The organism is Pseudomonas sp. WT-JTC (assembly GCF_056711565.1).
Map to the genome: position 1 here is coordinate 1,800,874 of NZ_CM160042.1, position 16,345 is coordinate 1,817,218.

A 16,345-nucleotide genomic window follows, 5' to 3' on the forward strand; every position below is an offset into this window, starting at 1 on the left:
CACTTTATGAATAGCCCTCGTCAATGCCCGGCGGTACTGATTGCCGCGCCGGCTTCCGGCCAGGGCAAGACCACCGTCACCGCGGCGCTGGCCCGATTGCATCGCAATCAGGGGCGCAAGGTCCGCGTGTTCAAGTGCGGCCCGGACTTTCTCGATCCGATGATTCTCGAGCGCGCCAGCGGTGCGCCGGTGTATCAGCTGGACATGTGGATGGTCGGCGAGCAGGAGAGTCGCCGGTTACTGTGGGAAGCCGCGGCCGAAGCCGACCTGATTCTGATCGAAGGCGTCATGGGGCTGTTCGACGGTACGCCGTCGAGCGCCGATCTGGCGCGGCATTTTGGTGTGCCGGTGCTGGGTGTGATCGATGGCACCGCCATGGCCCAGACCTTCGGCGCATTGGCCCTGGGGCTGGCGCGTTATCAGCCGGACTTGCCGTTCGCCGGCGTGCTGGCCAACCGCGTCGGCACACTGCGCCATGCGCAACTGCTCGAAGGCAGCCTGACTGAAGGTTTGCGCTGGTACGGCGCGCTGTCCCGGGAAACCGGGATCGAACTGCCGAGCCGGCACCTGGGGCTGGTTCAGGCCAGTGAGCTGAACGATCTCGACCTGCGCCTCGATGCGGCCGCCGATGCCCTGGCCAGCAGCTGCGAGGTCGCGCTGCCACCGGCAGTCGAGTTCGCCGCACCGGATGCCATCGCCGCCGAACCGTTGCTGGCCGGTGTGCGCATTGCCGTTGCCCGGGATGAAGCCTTTGCATTCACCTACGGTGCGAGCCTGGACTTGCTGCGGGCGATGGGCGCCGAGTTGTCATTCTTCTCGCCGATCCGCGACCGTGCGTTACCAGAGGCCGACAGCCTGTACCTGCCGGGTGGTTACCCGGAGCTGCACCATGTTGCGCTGGCGCAGAACACCACGATGCTCGATGCGATCCGCGCCCACCACCAGGCAGGCAAACCACTGCTCGCCGAGTGTGGCGGCATGCTGTATCTGCTCGATTCGCTGACCGATGTCGAGGGCACTCGCGCCGAACTGGTGGGCTTGCTGGCCGGTGATGCGGTCATGCAAAAGCGTCTGGCGGCGCTGGCGTTGCAAGCGGTGGAACTGCCGGAAGGTTCGCTGCGCGGGCACACCTACCACCATTCGCTGACGACTACTGAATTGACACCGATTGCCCGTGGCTTGAGTCCTAACGGTGGGCGAGGGGCGGAAGCGGTTTATCGTGAGGGGCGGATGACTGCCTCCTATGTGCATTTCTATTTTCCGTCCAATCCGTCGGCGATTGCCGCGCTGTTTGCGCCTGACCGAAAGGGCGCCTTCGCGAGCAAGCCCGCTCCCACAGGGGATCGAGTTTCATCAGGCCACTCACTTTCAAATGTGGGAGCGGGCTTGCCCGCGAAGAGGCCATGACGGATAACGGATTTTCCGAGGCCGAACGCGCAGCGGTCTATCGCGCCATCGCCGAACGCCGCGACATGCGCCACTTCAGCGGCGGCACCGTCGAGCCTGAATTGCTCCGGCGCCTGCTCGAGGCCGCACACCAGGCACCCAGTGTCGGTCTCATGCAGCCTTGGCGCTTCATCCGCATCAGTGATCGCACCTTGCGCGGGCAAATCCAGGCCCTGGTGGAAGAAGAACGCATCCGCACCGCCGAAGCCCTCGGCGAGCGCAGCGATGAGTTCATGAAGCTCAAGGTGGAAGGCATCAACGATTGCGCCGAGGTACTGGTCGCCGCACTGATGGACGAGCGCGAGCAGCATATCTTCGGCCGCCGCACCTTGCCGGAAATGGACATGGCCTCACTGTCCTGTGCCATCCAGAACCTGTGGCTGGCGTCCCGCGCGGAAGGGCTGGGCATGGGCTGGGTGTCGCTGTTCGAACCCCGGGCACTGGCGGACCTGTTGCGGCTGCCGCCGGGCGCCAAACCGCTGGCGGTGCTGTGTCTGGGACCGGTCAAAGAGTTCTACCCGGCGCCGATGCTGGTGCTTGAAGGCTGGGCGCAGGCGCGTCCGCTACATGAATTGCTGTACGAAAATTTCTGGGGAGTGAGTCAATGAGTGTGGCGTTGTTGAGTGTCGCCGCGGTTGCGCTGGATGCGCTGCTGGGTGAGCCCAAACGCTGGCATCCGCTGGTGGCGTTCGGCCGTTTTGCCGAGCGCATCGAGCAACGTTTCAACGGTGGTGGTCGCGGTTGGCGCAGCCATGGCGTCACTGCGTGGGTGATCGCCGTGTTGCCGCTGACGCTGCTGGCCACGGCATTCTCCTGGGCGCCTTATGTCGGCTGGATCGTCGAGATACTCGCGCTCTATTGCGCCCTCGGCATGCGCAGCCTCGGCGAGCACGTCGAGCCTGTGGCCAAGGCCCTGCGCGGTGGTGATCTTGATGAAGCACGCAAACGTGTGAGCTATCTGGTCAGCCGTAAAACCAGCGAACTGGATGAAACTGAAGTTGCCCGTGCCGCTACCGAGTCAGTATTGGAAAACGGTAGCGATGCGGTGTTCGCGGCGTTGTTCTGGTTTGCCGTGGCGGGTGTGCCGGGCGTGGTGCTCTACCGCCTGAGCAATACGCTGGATGCGATGTGGGGCTATCGCAATGAGCGCTTCGAGCGGTTCGGCTGGGCGGCGGCGAAGATCGACGACGTGCTCAATTACATTCCTGCGCGTCTGGTGGCACTGACTTACGCGCTGCTGGGCAAAACCCGGCTGGCGTTGAAATGCTGGCGCACCCAGGGCCCGACCTGGGACAGCCCGAACGCCGGCCCGGTGATGGCGGCGGGTGCGGGTGCGCTGGGTGTCGAACTGGGCGGGGCGGCGATTTATCACGGCGAACTGCATCAGCGTCCGCAGTTGGGCGAAGGCGTGCCGGCGGATGCCGACTCCATTGACCGGGGCTGGCAATTGGTCCAGCGCGGGGTATGGTTATGGCTGCTGATTCTCTGCATGGGGGCTGAGTTTTATGCTTGAGCACGGTGGGCGGCTGCGCAAGGCAGCGCTCGAGTACGGCATCGATGAAGCTGACTGGCTGGACCTGTCCACGGGGCTGGCACCCTGGCCGTTCCCGGTGCCGGATATTCCGCTGCGGGCCTGGGCCCGTTTGCCGGAGACGGACGATGGTCTGGAGCAAGCCGCCTGTGATTACTACGGTACCTTGCAGGCGCTGCCGGTGGCCGGCTCGCAGATGGCGATCCAACTGCTGCCGCGATTGCGTCGGGCGGGCAAGGTCGGCGTGTTGTCGCCGTGTTATGCCGAGCATGCCGAAGCGTGGCGTCGCAACGGCTACATCGTGCGGGAAGTGCTGGAGCAGGAAGTCGACTTCTTTATCGACAGTTTCGACGTGCTGGTAGTGGTCAATCCGAATAACCCCACAGGCCTGAGCCTTACGCCCAGTCGCTTGCTCGACTGGCACACGCGACTGGCCCAACGCGGTGGCTGGCTGGTCGTGGACGAAGCGTTCATGGATAACACGCCGCGACTGAGCCTGGCGCCGTTTGCCCATCAAGTCGGGTTGATCGTGTTGCGCTCCTTCGGCAAGTTTTTCGGCCTGGCCGGCGTGCGCCTGGGCTTTGTGCTGGCGGAGCGCAAGTTGCTCAAGTTGCTGGCTGAACAAGTGGGGCCGTGGGCCGTGAGCGGGCCGACCCGGGTGGTGGGCCACGCCTGCCTGCGCAATACCGAAGAGCAGACCCGGCAACGGATACGCGCGGATGACGCCAGCGAGCGCCTTGCGTCGTTGCTGGAGCAACATGGGTTCCAGCCGCAGGGCGGTTGCGCGCTATTCCAGTGGCTGGTCACCGAACGCGCCGAAGAGCTGCATGAGTTCATGGCCCGGCGCGGCATTCTCCTGCGGTTGTTCGCGCACAACAGCAGCCTGCGATTCGGCTTGCCCGGTGACGAAGCCGCCTGGGTGCGACTGGCGCAGGCGTTCGAAGATTTCGCCAAGGAAAACCAATGACCACGCTGATGGTGCAGGGCACCACGTCGGATGCCGGTAAAAGCACACTGGTGACCGCGCTGTGCCGTTGGGCCACGCGCCAGGGCACAAGGGTGGTGCCGTTCAAGCCGCAGAACATGGCACTCAACAGCGCGGTGACCGCCGACGGTGGCGAGATCGGTCGCGCCCAGGCGGTACAGGCCCAGGCCGCGCACCTTGAACCGCACACCGACATGAACCCGGTGCTGCTCAAGCCCAACAGTGACACCGGTGCCCAGGTGATCATCCATGGTCGCGCCGTCACGACCATGAACGCCGTTGCCTATCACGACTACAAAGCCATCGCGATGCAAGCGGTACTGGCCTCCCACCAGCGCTTGAGCGCGGAGTATCCGCTGGTGATGGTCGAGGGCGCGGGCTCGCCGGCGGAAATCAATCTGCGGGCTGGCGACATCGCCAACATGGGCTTTGCCGAAGCGGTGGATTGCCCGGTCGTGCTGATCGCCGATATCAATCGCGGCGGGGTTTTCGCCCATCTGGTGGGCACCCTTGAACTGCTGTCGCCGAGCGAACAGGCGCGGGTCAAAGGATTCGTCATCAATCGTTTCCGTGGTGATATCGCGTTGCTGCAACCCGGTCTCGACTGGCTCGAAGAACGCACCGGCAAACCGGTAATCGGCGTGTTGCCGTACGTGATGGACCTGCACCTGGAGGCCGAGGACGGCATCGATCAACGCCAGACCGATAAAGCCGACCAGGTACTGAAAGTGGTAGTACCGGTGCTGCCGCGCATCAGCAATCACACCGATTTCGATCCGCTGCGCCTGCATCCGCAAGTGGACCTGCAATTCATCGGCCCCGGCCAGGCGATTCCACCCGCCGACCTGATCATTCTTCCTGGCTCGAAAAGCGTGCGCAGCGACCTCGCGTACCTGCGGGCCAATGGCTGGGAAACCGCAATCGCCCGGCACCTGCGTTACGGCGGAAAACTGCTGGGGATTTGTGGCGGCCTGCAGATGCTCGGCGAGCAAGTGCATGACCCGCTGGGTCTCGAAGGTGCGCCGGGTTCCAGTGTCGGTTTGGGGCTGCTGGCGTTCCAGACTCAACTCGAACAAGAGAAGCAGTTGCGCAATGTGCGTGGGCGTCTGGCGCTGGAAGATGCGCCGGTTGCGGGTTATGAAATTCATGCCGGCGTGACCACCGGGCCGGCGCTGGAAAATGCCGCCGTGCAACTGGATGACGGTCGCTGTGACGGTGCGCAAAGTTTGGACGGGCAGATTTTCGGCACCTACCTGCACGGGTTGTTCGAATCGCCGGCGGCGTGCAGTGCGCTGTTGCGCTGGGCCGGGTTGCAGGATGTGCAGGCCGTGGATTACCACGCCTTGCGCGAGCGCGATATCGAGCGGCTGGCGGATCTGGTGGAGAAGCATCTGGATACCGGGCTGTTGCGGGAACTCTGTGGAATCTGAGGTGGAAGCTCTGGCCTCTTCGCGAGCAAGCCCGCTCCCACGGTTGACCGCGTTCTAAATGTGGGAGCGGGCTTGCTCGCGAAGACTGAAGTGGCCACACCGCTCATTTGAAAGGATGTAACCATGCTGCAACTGATCCTCGGCGGCGCCCGCTCCGGCAAGAGTCGCCTGGCTGAAAAACTCGCCACCGACAGCGCTCTGGCCGTGACCTACATCGCCACCAGCCAGCCGCTGGATGGAGAAATGAGCGAGCGTGTGGCCCATCACCGCGCCCGTCGTCCTGTCGAATGGGCATTGATCGAAGAGCCCGTGGAACTGGCTCGGGTGCTGCGCGAATCCGCCCGTACCGACAGTTGCCTGCTGGTGGATTGCCTGACCCTGTGGCTGACCAACCTGCTGATGCTCGACGATGCCGAGCGCCTGACAGCCGAGCGTGATGCCTTGCTGGACTGCCTGGCGTCGCTGCCGGGTGAAATCATTTTTGTCAGCAACGAGACCGGAATGGGTGTCGTGCCGCTGGGCGAATTGACTCGCCGCTATGTCGATGAGGCCGGTTGGCTGCATCAAGCTCTGGCTGAGCGCTGTCAGCGTGTCGTGCTGACCGTCGCCGGCCTGCCCCTGACTCTGAAAGGAACTGCGTTATGACTCAATCCTGGTGGCTGAACCCGAGCAAGCCAGTCGATACCCAAGTGGTCGAACAGGCACTGGCGCGGCAACAGCAACTGACCAAACCGGCCGGCTCCCTCGGTCAGCTGGAATCGGTGGCGGTGCAACTGGCGGGTTTGCAGGGGCGGGTCAAGCCGAGCCTGGAGCAGGTGTGGATCGCGATATTTGCCGGCGACCATGGCGTCGTCGCCGAGGGCGTGTCGGCGTTTCCCCAGGAAGTCACCGGGCAGATGCTGCACAATTTCGTCAACGGCGGTGCGGCGATCAGCGTACTGGCGCGGCAACTGGGCGCTTCCCTGGAAGTGGTGGACCTGGGCACGATAACGCCGTCGCTGAACCTGCCGGGTGTGCGCCACCTGAACGTCGGCCCGGGCACGGCGAATTTTGCACAGGGTCCGGCCATGACCGGGGCGCAGGGGCAACTTGCCTTGCAGGCCGGCCGTGACAGCGTGCAGCGAGCAATGGCCAGCGGTGCGCAGCTGTTTATCGGTGGCGAAATGGGCATCGGTAACACCACCGCCGCCAGCGCCCTGGCGTGTGCCTTGCTCGATTGCCCGGTGGGCCATCTGACCGGACCCGGTACCGGGCTCAACGCCGAAGGGGTCAGCCACAAGGCCCAAGTGATCGAGCGTGCCTTGGCATTGCATGGCGCGCAGCGTGACGATGCCTTGCAAACCCTGTTCAACCTCGGCGGTTTCGAGATCGCCGCGCTGGTCGGTGCCTATCTCGCCTGTGCCCAGGAGGGTGTCGCGGCGCTGGTGGACGGTTTCATCTGCAGTGTCGCGGCTCTGGTTGCGGTGCGCTTGAATCCTGAATGCCGTCAGTGGCTGTTGTTCGGTCATCGTGGCGCCGAGCCGGGCCATCGTCATGTGCTGGAAACCCTGAATGCGCAACCGTTGCTCGATCTTGGCCTGCGGCTTGGCGAAGGCAGTGGTGCGGCATTGGCCGTGCCGCTGCTGCGTCTGGCTTGCGACCTGCACGGGCAAATGGCGACCTTCGCCGAGGCCGCCGTGGCAGATCGTCCGGCATGACCTTGCACCTGGATCTGTTGCGCCACGGTGAAACCGAACTCGGCGGCGGGCTGCGTGGCAGCATCGATGATGCGTTGACCGACACGGGCTGGGCGCAGATGCGCGCCGCCGTGGTCGGCCGAGGCCCATGGGATCGGCTGGTCAGTTCGCCGTTGCAGCGTTGTGCGCGGTTCGCCGAGGAGCTCGGTGCGCAATTGGCTGTGCCGGTGCAACTGGACAACGACCTGCAAGAGTTGCATTTCGGCGCCTGGGAAGGGCAGAGCGCGGTGGCGTTGATGGAAACCGACGCACAGGCGCTGGGCTTGTTCTGGGCCGACCCCTATTCGTTCACACCGCCTCAGGGTGAACCGGTCGCAGACTTTTCGGCACGGGTGCTGGCTGCGCTGGAGCGGTTGTATGCGAGCTTTCCCGGTGAGCGCATTTTGCTGATCAGCCACGGCGGAGTGATGCGACTGTTGCTGGCACAGGCTCGCGGGCTGCCGCGAGAACAACTGCTCAACGTCGAGGTCGGCCATGGCGCGGTGTTTTCGCTGACGCTGGAATCCGCTGGCTTGTTGAAGGAAGTGCTCTGACCATGCTGCCGTTCTGGATCGCCCTGCAATTTCTCGGCAGCCTGCCGATTCGCCTTCCCGGCATGCCCGAGCCTCGGGAACTGGGGCGGTCGCTGCTGTTTTATCCGCTGGTGGGATTGCTCTTTGGCGCGATTCTGTGGGCAGTGAACTGGCTGTTGCTCGGCACGCCGACGTTGTTGCATGGGGCGTTGCTGCTGAGCGTTTGGGTCTTGCTCAGTGGCGGGTTGCATCTGGATGGCCTGGCGGACAGCGCCGATGCCTGGCTCGGCGGCTTTGGCGATCGTGAGCGTACGCTGACTATCATGAAAGACCCGCGCAGCGGTCCGATCGCCGTGGTGACGCTGGTGCTGGTGTTGTTGCTTAAATTCAGCGCGCTGCTGGCGTTGATCGAGCAACCGCATTCGCTCGCCTTGATCATCGTGCCGTTGATAGGGCGCAGCGCATTGCTCGGCCTGTTCCTGACCACACCGTACGTGCGCGCCGGTGGCCTGGGTCAGGCGCTGGCCGATCATCTTCCGCGTTCGGCGGGCAGGCAGGTGTTGGCGGTCAGCGCGCTGGCCTGTGTGGTGATCGCCGGCGTCAGTGGTGTGCTGGCGCTGGTGCTGGCAGTAGTGGGGTTTGTCTGGCTGCGCCAGGTGATGTTGCGGCGCCTGGGTGGCACGACGGGGGACACAGCAGGGGCAATGCTGGAGTTGCTGGAAGTTGCAGTGCTGGTAGGCTTGGCGCTGTTCTGACTGTTCCTCCGGTTCTGTAACTTGATTTAAACGACTCGCGGGTATATACACGCACCATGCTCGATTCCCAATGTTTATGCATCAACCTGCGTCGCGCCGCCCGTGGCGTCAGCAGGCATTATGACGGCGCTCTCGACGGCTTCGGGATCAACGTTGCGCAGTATTCTTTGCTGTGCAATCTGCAGCGTCTGGATCAGCCGAGCATCTCGGTCCTGGCCGAGGCCATGGGTCTGGATCGCAGCACCCTGGGGCGCAATTTGCGGGTGCTGGAGGGGGACGGCCTGGTGACGCTGGTCGAGGGCGAGGACATGCGCAATCGCATCGTCCTGCTGACCGAGGCCGGGGCAGAGCGTCTCAAGGCTGCCTTGCCGGCCTGGGAAGCCGCACAGCAGCGTTTGATCGATCGCCTGGGAGCCGAGAAGCGCGAAACCTTATTGAAGCTGCTGGACGAACTGGCGTGATGCCGGTTTTTCCGATCTTAAGCGGGTATATACCCGCTATTGGAGAATAACAATGACATCGATGTGGCGTACTTGCGGCTGGGTTCTGTTGGGGAGTGCGCTGATCCTTGCGTTGTCTCTGGGGGTTCGACATGGCTTCGGGCTGTTTCTGGCGCCGATGAGCGCCGAGTTCGGCTGGGGCCGTGAAGTGTTTGCCTTCGCCATCGCCTTGCAGAACCTGATCTGGGGCCTCGCTCAGCCATTCACCGGTGCATTGGCCGACCGCTTCGGCGCGGCGAAAGTGGTGCTGATCGGTGGCGTGCTGTACGCGGCCGGGCTGATTTGCATGGGGCTCTCCGATTCCGCGGTGACCTTGTCGCTGAGCGCCGGCCTGTTGATCGGCATCGGACTGTCCGGTACGTCGTTCTCGGTGATCCTGGGTGTGGTCGGTCGCGCAGTGCCGCCGGAAAAACGCAGCATGGGCATGGGCATCGCCAGTGCTGCCGGTTCGTTCGGCCAGTTCGCGATGTTGCCCGGCACACTCGGTTTGATCGGCTGGCTTGGCTGGTCCGCGGCGCTGTTGGCGCTGGGCTTGCTGGTGGCGCTGATCGTACCGTTGGTGAGCATGCTCAAGGACAAGCCGCTGCCAGTCCTGGGTCACGAACAGACCCTTGGCGAAGCACTGCGCGAAGCCTGCTCTCACTCCGGATTCTGGCTGCTGGCGTTCGGCTTTTTCGTGTGCGGATTCCAGGTGGTGTTCATCGGAGTGCACTTGCCGGCCTATCTGGTGGATCAGCATCTCCCGGCGACGGTCGGCACCACGGTGCTGGCGCTGATCGGCCTGTTCAACATCTTCGGTACCTACACCGCTGGATGGCTCGGCGGGCGGATGTCCAAGCCGCGTTTGCTCACCGGTTTGTACTTGCTGCGGGCAGTGGTGATTGCGTTGTTCCTGTGGGCGCCGGTGACCACCATGTCGGCCTACCTGTTCGGCATGGCCATGGGCTTCCTGTGGCTGTCGACGGTGCCGTTGACCAACGGTACGGTGGCGACCTTGTTTGGTGTGCGAAACCTGTCCATGCTGGGTGGGATTGTTTTCCTGTTTCACCAGCTCGGTTCGTTCCTGGGCGGCTGGTTGGGTGGCGTGGTGTACGACCGTACCGGCAGCTATGACTTGATCTGGCAGGTCGCGATTCTCTTGAGCCTGTTGGCCGCCGCCCTGAACTGGCCGGTGCGTGAACGGCCGGTGGCGCGCCTGCAAACACAAATGAGTGCGACATGAACAGCCTTTGGCCACGGATCACGATTCTTGCCGTCTGCGCGTTGCTGCTCGCCGTGGTGTGGTGGGGCTGGCATCAGGGCGGGCTGGCGCTGATGCAGTTGGGCATGGGGACTTGCTAGCGCGATGGCGGGGCGAGTAACGTCGAATCCAGACGAATTCCCAAGGGTGTCCCGAGATGCTGATGCGCTGGCTGGCAGTTCCCGCGTTACTGGTCGCTTTTTCCGGGTGGGTTCACGCGGCGGATTGCCCGGATCTGTTGCAGGGCTCGTTGCCCAAGCTGCGTGCCAAGGAATCCATCGATTTGTGCCAGCGCTTCGCCGGTAAACCGTTGGTTGTGGTCAATACCGCAAGCTTCTGTGGCTTTGCTCCGCAGTTCAAAGGCCTTGAGGCGCTGAACCAGCGCTTCAAGGGGCAGGGACTTGAGGTCATTGGCGTTCCGTCCAATGACTTCAAGCAGGAGTCGAAGGATGGCGCCGAGACTGCCAAGGTCTGCTACGTCAACTATGGCGTGACCTTCACCATGACCGAACCGCAAAAGGTTCGTGGCGACGATGCGACGCACTTGTTCAAAGTCCTCGCCAGTCAAACCAGCGCGCCGAAGTGGAATTTCTACAAGTATGTGGTGGATCGCCAAGGCAAGGTGATCGCCAGTTTCTCCAGCCTGACCAAGCCGGATGATCCCGAGTTCATTGCTGCGGTGGAGAAAGCCCTGGCTTCGCCACCGCGGGTTGCGACCCCCTGACCTGTAGGAGCGAGCTTGCTCGCGAAAATCTCAAGGCGCCTCCTTCACCCAGTCAGCACGCGTCATCGTTCGCGTCCATCGCGAGCAAGCTCGCCCCTACAAATGAAAAGCCCCGCCTCCGTGAGGAGAGCGGGGCTTTTTTGATTCCGATGGCGAGCGGTTCAGGCTCGCCGGGAATCATCAGAAGCGGTAGGTCGCACCGACACCGAAACCGTTGGCGCTGTTTTCGTACTTGGCGCTGTAACTGTCTACCAGGTTGGAGTGATCCACCTTGACAGATTCTTCCTTCAGGTAGGAGTAGGCGACGTCGATGGTCAGATCATCGGTGACGTTGTAACCGGCGCCAAGGCTGAAGATTGTGCGGTCACCTGTAGGAATGCGTGGGGATCGGTCGGTATTGTTGGTAGGCGACTGGTCAAAGCTCAGGCCGGTGCGCAATACCCACTGCTTATTCAGTTGGTAGGAGGTACCGATGGCGTAGGCCCAGGTATCGTGCCAGTTCTGCTCTTCCGTAATGGTGCCGAACAGGGCCGGGGACAATGCACCGCCTTGTGCCGCCGTTACGCCGTCGTTGTTGACGGTGATGTCTTTCAAGCGGCTCCAGCGAGTCCAGGTGGAACCTGCATAAAGGGTCCACGCATCGGTCAGCTGTTGTGTCACGGAGAAGTCGACAGATTCAGGTGTTTCGATTTTCAGCGAAGCATCGTATCGATTGCTTTTCAGGAAGGCGGAAGGTGAATTTGCGCCTGCGCTGATATCGGTATGACCTTCAATCTTGTATTTCACTTTCGAGTGATAGGTCAGGCCGACACGAGTGGTGTCTGTTGCTTGTACCAGGACCCCGAAGTTGTAGCCAAGAGCGACATCATCCCCTTTGATTTTGACGTGGGTATCGCCAAAAAGAGGTACATCCGACTCCAGTGTGCCGCCAATGCGGTTGATGGTCGGGCCGAAACCAATCGATACTTTGTCGTTAAAGGCGTAGCTGACGGTAGGCTGGAAGGTGACAACCTTGACTTCACTCTTGCTGCCGAAACCGGCACCCTGGAAGCCATTTTCATAGTCGGTAATCAGACCAAAAGGTGCGTAGACACCGAGGCCGAATGCCCAGTGATCATCAATCGGCTTGACGTAATAGCCCATCGGAACGGCTGTGAATGGCACCATGTCGCCTTTGTTGGTACCCGGGTGGGCGCCTTGGGCGTCTTTGATATCAGTCGAGGCATCGATAGCTGCGATCCCGCCAGTGACTTCCTGGCGCTTGATTCGCGACATGCCGGCAGGGTTGCCAAAAACAGTGCTTGCATCATCGGCAGAGGAAGATCGCCCGGCAAAACCTGTACCCATCCCGCTGATGCTTTGTTCGTTGAGGGCAAAGCCACTTGCGAAAATCTGGGCGGATGCCATGGCAACGGCGAGACTGATGCTGGTTTTGAGCATTACTTTTTTCATTATTAGAACTCCTGGTGATCACCGGGGCGAAAATTACCAACATTTTCGTCCCGGCGCCATAGGCTGTATGCCTTGATTTAGAGCGGTTTTGTAGGACAATCCGACCAGAATCGCGGCGTGATGCGCGAACTTTGGATCCAGAGGTGTCAGCAGGCTACCTGATTCAGGGGTGAAACACAGGTTTGCCAGGCGCAGGTGAAATCACGCAGGCGCCCCTGGGGCTGAAATGTCTGGCGCCAGATTCTGGCCATACCCAACAAATCATCCGGGGCGGGGAGGGGGGTATTCTGTTCTTCCACCAGCAGCCAGGCGATGGCTGTGGCGTATCGCAGGTTGACGGTCAACTCGAGGTGCGGGCCACTCAGAAACGCATGCTGGCTGGCCAGGCCGCGGACCAGGCTCGCACGTTCCGGATCAAGGGCCAGATAATGGTCCCAAAGGGCTTGGTGGCGGGGCTCGGCGATGCGGTACAGGCCGTGCCCACGGCGGTCATGCAGAGCGGAACCAAGGGCGGACTGGCTGGCGGCAATGCCCAGCAGCAGGGATTCGGCAGTAGCGCTATGTTGTCCGAGATAGATCAATGTCGGACGAATCACATAGCGGCACAGTTCGCTGGCAGCGATACCCATAAAACCCTCGAAACCTGAATTGGACGGCGATACCTGAAAGGGGGGCTTGGCAGCTGTGAATCGGCTCAGGCTCGCCGCAAGCGGGTCAAGCCGCTTGAGTTGAAGTGTAGTGTCATATTCGCGCCGTAAAGGCCTGTTTTTAAAATATTTCCAGCGAGCAGTTATAACCGTTATACCGGATCGTGCTTAGTCGTGGTTCGAGGGGAGGGAAACATCGGGCAATAAAAAGCCCCGCTTTTCGGGCAGGGCTTTCGGGGTTTTCAGCCTTTCTGGCGTTTCAGGCAACCAGTGCCTGACGGGTACGCTCGATCACGGCCTGCAGCGGCTCGGCGCTGGAGTATTGATCGGGGTACAGGCGTTCGCTGTGACGAGCGATGCCGTGTTCGTTGACCAGGGTGAAGCTGAAGCAGCCTTTGCGGGCAGCCATGATCAGGCAGTTCATTGGTGCAAAAGCGTTGGTTAGGGTGCGAATGGCATCCTGAGTCTGGATTTGAGTAGACATTATTGGGTGTTCCTACAAATGACACGGATAAGAACCGTGCAACGTTAAAACGTTCCAGTAACGTCGATCACCATTGACCGAACGAAGAACCCGACTGGAACAAAGCAGCCAGTTTGAAGCGCTTATAAGTTGGCGCGCTTGGGCTGGCAGGTAGGTACTTAGGAGGGCAGGCAACACATCAAGGGCAAAGGTTCTGGGCCCGGGGTGAAGATCCTGATCAATTTGCAGGTTGGTTCGAGCAGAGTAAGCAGGCGGGACAACAGCCTTTGCTTTCGATTCAAAGGTTGTGTTTGCGCAAGATTTACCTGGAAACCATCGAGGTGGTCGATCCCGCTTGTTCGGTAGAGGCTTCCGTCGGGAAGGCTGACCGGGGGGATTTGTTCGACCAGAATTGACTTTCAGCTTGGTACTAACGCCGCGGATACTAACGGATTGAACTGGTTAAGGGAAGTGTGCTAGCAAAAAGAATTTCCCGGCAGGTGCCTGATCTGGCTGTTTTGCCCTGTAGAGGTGAGCAAAAAGCTGCGCTGCCTGCGATTGATGCGCCCTGTTTCAGGACAAAATCCGACCACCGGTCATCGAGGTTTGTAGCTGCACAGCGGTCTAAATTCCGGGTTTGCCAGGGTTTATCCCCAGGCTTGACAAAAAATGCGCCGAAAAAGTGCATCGATATAACCGTCGCAAAGGCACTTGTGCACATTAGTTGCGCAGCCTGTCACCCCGCTGTCATCTCATGTTCAAGCACGATAGCTGCCTGTAACCAAAATTTAAGTCAATGAAAAACATCGCTTTTTTTTACTGGTGAAAAAATCGTCAGTTTGACTGCGAGCCCCATTCCACAGGGCTTTGAGCGGGTTCAAGGGCGGTTGTCCACTGAGTTATCCACAGCTTCTGTGGATTGTCCCGAGCGCTTGCTCTAGGACGGGCGTGCCGGGATATTTTCAGCTTTACCTGTAAGAAAAAGAGAGTAAAGTTGCGCGCCTTCCGATCTGCCCCACAGTGCTTTATGAAGTTTCGCTCAGCCCCTGTTTCCTCTTCCTCCACATCACCCTCTGTTGCCCCTACCAAGCGCTTTTCCATGCGCGTGGCAGAGTGGCTGTTGGACAGTCCGCATCTGGGCGAAAACCGTAACGTCAAACACATCGCCGGACGTCTGCTCAAGCAGCCGGCCCGTGAAGGCGTGGTGGCTGCGCAAAGTCGCCTTGGCCAGTTGATGTGCCGGGAATGCGGGAACGCCCGGGACCGCCGGATCGGTCAGGACCTGCTGCGTCAGGCCGCTCGGGCAGGCGATCGCCGCGCTCAACAGGAACTGGGGTTGATCGAAGACTGAGCTGTCCAAGATCAGGCGCCTTGGTTAACCTTCAGGCTTTATCCGAATGGCAGGAGTGGCTATGGCAATGGACTTGACCAGCATATTGCTGGGTCTGGCAGCGGCTGGGTTGCCGTTGCTGGTATTGGCCTGGCAACTTCAGCGTCGGGCCAGTACCACGCTGGCTGACGTTGCGCTGCTGCAAGAACGTCTGGCCATGGCGCAACTGGCGCAGGACGGATTGAATGCACAACTTGAATCCAGCCGCGATGAAGTCGGCGATCTGACCCAGGCCAATGCCGCCAAGCAGGCTGATCTGGCTGCGCTGCGTCGTGAAGTCGAACTGCTGCAGATCGAGCGCGACGACGCCCGGGACGCCGCCCATGCGTGGAACATCGAGCGCGCCGGCAAAGAAGCCGAATTGCGCCGCCTGGATGCCCAGGCCGCCTCGCTCAACGCCGAATTGCGCGAGCAACAGGACAGTCATCAGCAACGCCTCAACGACTTGCAAGGTTCACGGGACGAGTTGCGCGCGCAGTTTGCCGAGCTGGCGGGGAAAATTTTCGATGAGCGCGAGCAGCGTTTTGCCGAAACCAGCCAGCAGCGCCTGGGGCAGTTGCTCGATCCACTCAAGGAGCGCATCCAGTCCTTCGAGAAACGTGTCGAGGAAAGCTATCAGAACGAGGCTCGTGAGCGTTTCTCCCTGGCCAGGGAGCTGGAGCGTCTGCAGCAGCTGAATTTGCGCTTGAGCGATGAAGCCACCAACCTGACCCGCGCCTTGAAAGGACAGAAGACCCAGGGCAATTGGGGTGAACTGATCCTTGAGCGCGTGCTCGAACATGCGGGGCTGGAGAAGGGCCGCGAGTACCAGACTCAGGTCAATCTCAAGGGGCCGGACGGCGAGCGCTTCCAGCCGGACGTGATCATTTATCTGCCGGGCGACAAGCAGGTGGTGGTCGACTCCAAGGTCAGCCTGACGGCCTATCAGCAATACGTGGCGGCTGAGGACGAGGCTATCGGCCAGATCGCCATCAAGCAACACGTGCTGTCGTTGCGAAATCACGTCAAGGGCCTGGCCGGCAAGGATTACAAGCGCCTCGATGGCTTGCACAGCCTGGATTTCGTGTTGCTCTTCGTGCCGATCGAGGCGGCGTTTTCTGCCGCGTTGCAGGCCGAGCCGACGCTGTTTCAGGAGGCATTCGACCGCAACATCGTGATCGTCAGCCCCACCACGTTGCTGGCGACCCTGCGCGTCATCGACAGCCTGTGGAAACAGGAGCGCCAGAGCCAGAATGCCCGGGAAATCGCCGAGCGGGCCGGGTGGCTGTACGACAAGTTCGTGCTGTTCATTCAGGATCTGGACGAGGTCGGCAATCGCTTGCAGCAACTGGACAAGGCCTACAGTTCGGCACGCAACAAGCTGACAGAGGGACGAGGCAACCTGGTCAGCCGCAGTGAACAACTCAAACTGCTGGGCGCACGGGCGAGCAAGAGCCTGCCGGCGGACTTGCTGGAGCGGGCGATGACGGATGTCGATGGGTTGGTAGAGCTGCCTGAGTAACTTCCAGCCCAAGGCTGCGTCGGAACGCCGCTG

At 61.3% G+C, this 16,345-nt stretch carries 18 protein-coding genes; 15 read left to right on the plus strand and 3 right to left on the minus strand.

Annotated elements, in window-relative coordinates:
- The first annotated feature begins 6 nt into the window (after window positions 1-6).
- The 13 genes from AC06G5_RS08120 (at window position 7) to AC06G5_RS08180 (ending at window position 10,859) form a co-directional block, all read left to right on the plus strand.
- Window positions 7-1,407 (plus strand): cobyrinic acid a,c-diamide synthase CobB, encoded by a 1,401-nt coding sequence (locus AC06G5_RS08120; protein WP_413425311.1) that lies wholly within the window; start codon window positions 7-9, stop codon window positions 1,405-1,407.
- Window positions 1,404-2,054, plus strand: a complete 651-nt coding sequence (bluB, locus tag AC06G5_RS08125) for a 5,6-dimethylbenzimidazole synthase (protein ID WP_413705415.1) — start codon at window positions 1,404-1,406, stop codon at window positions 2,052-2,054. Before AC06G5_RS08120 ends, bluB begins: the two co-directional genes overlap by 4 nt.
- On the plus strand, window positions 2,051-2,959 hold the full coding sequence (gene cbiB / locus AC06G5_RS08130; RefSeq protein WP_413425307.1) for an adenosylcobinamide-phosphate synthase CbiB: 909 nt from the start codon (window positions 2,051-2,053) through the stop codon (window positions 2,957-2,959). The genes bluB and cbiB overlap by 4 nt, the downstream gene beginning before the upstream one ends.
- Window positions 2,952-3,944 (plus strand): threonine-phosphate decarboxylase CobD, encoded by a 993-nt coding sequence (gene cobD / locus AC06G5_RS08135; RefSeq protein ID WP_413425305.1) that lies wholly within the window; start codon window positions 2,952-2,954, stop codon window positions 3,942-3,944. The genes cbiB and cobD overlap by 8 nt, the downstream gene beginning before the upstream one ends.
- Window positions 3,941-5,392, plus strand: coding sequence for a cobyric acid synthase (locus AC06G5_RS08140; RefSeq protein WP_413705414.1), 1,452 nt, complete (start codon window positions 3,941-3,943; stop codon window positions 5,390-5,392). Before cobD ends, AC06G5_RS08140 begins: the two co-directional genes overlap by 4 nt.
- 123 nt (window positions 5,393-5,515) lie before the next feature.
- Window positions 5,516-6,037, plus strand: a complete 522-nt coding sequence (gene cobU / locus AC06G5_RS08145) for a bifunctional adenosylcobinamide kinase/adenosylcobinamide-phosphate guanylyltransferase (RefSeq protein WP_413425301.1) — start codon at window positions 5,516-5,518, stop codon at window positions 6,035-6,037.
- Entirely contained in the window at window positions 6,034-7,089 is a 1,056-nt protein-coding gene (gene cobT, locus AC06G5_RS08150; RefSeq protein WP_480459231.1) for a nicotinate-nucleotide--dimethylbenzimidazole phosphoribosyltransferase, read from the plus strand. Before cobU ends, cobT begins: the two co-directional genes overlap by 4 nt.
- On the plus strand, window positions 7,086-7,661 hold the full coding sequence (gene cobC / locus AC06G5_RS08155; protein ID WP_413425297.1) for an alpha-ribazole phosphatase family protein: 576 nt from the start codon (window positions 7,086-7,088) through the stop codon (window positions 7,659-7,661). Before cobT ends, cobC begins: the two co-directional genes overlap by 4 nt.
- A 2-nt stretch (window positions 7,662-7,663) precedes the next feature.
- Window positions 7,664-8,395: an adenosylcobinamide-GDP ribazoletransferase gene (locus AC06G5_RS08160; RefSeq protein WP_413425295.1), complete on the plus strand. Its 732-nt coding sequence runs from the start codon at window positions 7,664-7,666 to the stop codon at window positions 8,393-8,395.
- A 56-nt stretch (window positions 8,396-8,451) separates the two neighbouring features.
- Window positions 8,452-8,856, plus strand: a complete 405-nt coding sequence (locus AC06G5_RS08165) for a MarR family winged helix-turn-helix transcriptional regulator (protein ID WP_008017903.1) — start codon at window positions 8,452-8,454, stop codon at window positions 8,854-8,856.
- Between the two features lie 52 nt (window positions 8,857-8,908).
- Window positions 8,909-10,117, plus strand: coding sequence for an MFS transporter (locus tag AC06G5_RS08170; RefSeq protein ID WP_413425293.1), 1,209 nt, complete (start codon window positions 8,909-8,911; stop codon window positions 10,115-10,117).
- The gene (locus AC06G5_RS08175) at window positions 10,114-10,236 is read left to right on the plus strand and encodes a hypothetical protein (RefSeq protein WP_413425291.1); all 123 of its coding nucleotides are present in this window, start codon (window positions 10,114-10,116) and stop codon (window positions 10,234-10,236) included. The genes AC06G5_RS08170 and AC06G5_RS08175 overlap by 4 nt, the downstream gene beginning before the upstream one ends.
- A 56-nt stretch (window positions 10,237-10,292) precedes the next feature.
- Window positions 10,293-10,859 (plus strand): glutathione peroxidase, encoded by a 567-nt coding sequence (locus AC06G5_RS08180; protein WP_413425289.1) that lies wholly within the window; start codon window positions 10,293-10,295, stop codon window positions 10,857-10,859.
- Window positions 10,860-11,039: 180 nt separating this feature from the next.
- Here the strand turns inward: AC06G5_RS08180 and AC06G5_RS08185 are convergent, their stop codons facing one another.
- The 3 genes from AC06G5_RS08185 to AC06G5_RS08195 form a co-directional block, all read right to left on the minus strand.
- Window positions 11,040-12,311, minus strand: coding sequence for an OmpP1/FadL family transporter (locus AC06G5_RS08185; RefSeq protein WP_480459232.1), 1,272 nt, complete (start codon window positions 12,309-12,311; stop codon window positions 11,040-11,042).
- Window positions 12,312-12,457: 146 nt separating this feature from the next.
- Entirely contained in the window at window positions 12,458-12,940 is a 483-nt protein-coding gene (locus AC06G5_RS08190; RefSeq protein WP_057715794.1) for a hypothetical protein, read from the minus strand.
- 277 nt (window positions 12,941-13,217) lie between these two features.
- Window positions 13,218-13,442, minus strand: coding sequence for a hypothetical protein (locus AC06G5_RS08195; protein WP_008051046.1), 225 nt, complete (start codon window positions 13,440-13,442; stop codon window positions 13,218-13,220).
- Between the two features lie 1,006 nt (window positions 13,443-14,448).
- Here AC06G5_RS08195 and AC06G5_RS08200 point away from each other — a divergent pair.
- Both AC06G5_RS08200 and AC06G5_RS08205 read left to right on the plus strand, forming a co-directional pair.
- Window positions 14,449-14,772, plus strand: coding sequence for an SEL1-like repeat protein (locus tag AC06G5_RS08200; RefSeq protein WP_057399384.1), 324 nt, complete (start codon window positions 14,449-14,451; stop codon window positions 14,770-14,772).
- Between the two features lie 175 nt (window positions 14,773-14,947).
- Window positions 14,948-16,312: a DNA recombination protein RmuC gene (locus AC06G5_RS08205; RefSeq protein ID WP_413425354.1), complete on the plus strand. Its 1,365-nt coding sequence runs from the start codon at window positions 14,948-14,950 to the stop codon at window positions 16,310-16,312.
- Window positions 16,313-16,345 lie beyond the last annotated feature (33 nt).

Bases quoted from the DNA above. Each gene is read 5' to 3' on its own strand.
- AC06G5_RS08120 (WP_413425311.1), top strand. From the start codon at position 7: ATGAATAGCCCTCGTCAATGCCCGGCGGTACTGATTGCCGCGCCGGCT.
- bluB (WP_413705415.1), top strand. From the start codon at position 1,404: ATGACGGATAACGGATTTTCCGAGGCCGAACGCGCAGCGGTCTATCGC.
- cbiB (WP_413425307.1), top strand. From the start codon at position 2,051: ATGAGTGTGGCGTTGTTGAGTGTCGCCGCGGTTGCGCTGGATGCGCTG.
- cobD (WP_413425305.1), top strand. From the start codon at position 2,952: ATGCTTGAGCACGGTGGGCGGCTGCGCAAGGCAGCGCTCGAGTACGGC.
- AC06G5_RS08140 (WP_413705414.1), top strand. From the start codon at position 3,941: ATGACCACGCTGATGGTGCAGGGCACCACGTCGGATGCCGGTAAAAGC.
- cobU (WP_413425301.1), top strand. From the start codon at position 5,516: ATGCTGCAACTGATCCTCGGCGGCGCCCGCTCCGGCAAGAGTCGCCTG.
- cobT (WP_480459231.1), top strand. From the start codon at position 6,034: ATGACTCAATCCTGGTGGCTGAACCCGAGCAAGCCAGTCGATACCCAA.
- cobC (WP_413425297.1), top strand. From the start codon at position 7,086: ATGACCTTGCACCTGGATCTGTTGCGCCACGGTGAAACCGAACTCGGC.
- AC06G5_RS08160 (WP_413425295.1), top strand. From the start codon at position 7,664: ATGCTGCCGTTCTGGATCGCCCTGCAATTTCTCGGCAGCCTGCCGATT.
- AC06G5_RS08165 (WP_008017903.1), top strand. From the start codon at position 8,452: ATGCTCGATTCCCAATGTTTATGCATCAACCTGCGTCGCGCCGCCCGT.
- AC06G5_RS08170 (WP_413425293.1), top strand. From the start codon at position 8,909: ATGACATCGATGTGGCGTACTTGCGGCTGGGTTCTGTTGGGGAGTGCG.
- AC06G5_RS08175 (WP_413425291.1), top strand. From the start codon at position 10,114: ATGAACAGCCTTTGGCCACGGATCACGATTCTTGCCGTCTGCGCGTTG.
- AC06G5_RS08180 (WP_413425289.1), top strand. From the start codon at position 10,293: ATGCTGATGCGCTGGCTGGCAGTTCCCGCGTTACTGGTCGCTTTTTCC.
- AC06G5_RS08185 (WP_480459232.1), bottom strand. From the start codon at position 12,311: ATGAAAAAAGTAATGCTCAAAACCAGCATCAGTCTCGCCGTTGCCATG.
- AC06G5_RS08190 (WP_057715794.1), bottom strand. From the start codon at position 12,940: ATGGGTATCGCTGCCAGCGAACTGTGCCGCTATGTGATTCGTCCGACA.
- AC06G5_RS08195 (WP_008051046.1), bottom strand. From the start codon at position 13,442: ATGTCTACTCAAATCCAGACTCAGGATGCCATTCGCACCCTAACCAAC.
- AC06G5_RS08200 (WP_057399384.1), top strand. From the start codon at position 14,449: ATGAAGTTTCGCTCAGCCCCTGTTTCCTCTTCCTCCACATCACCCTCT.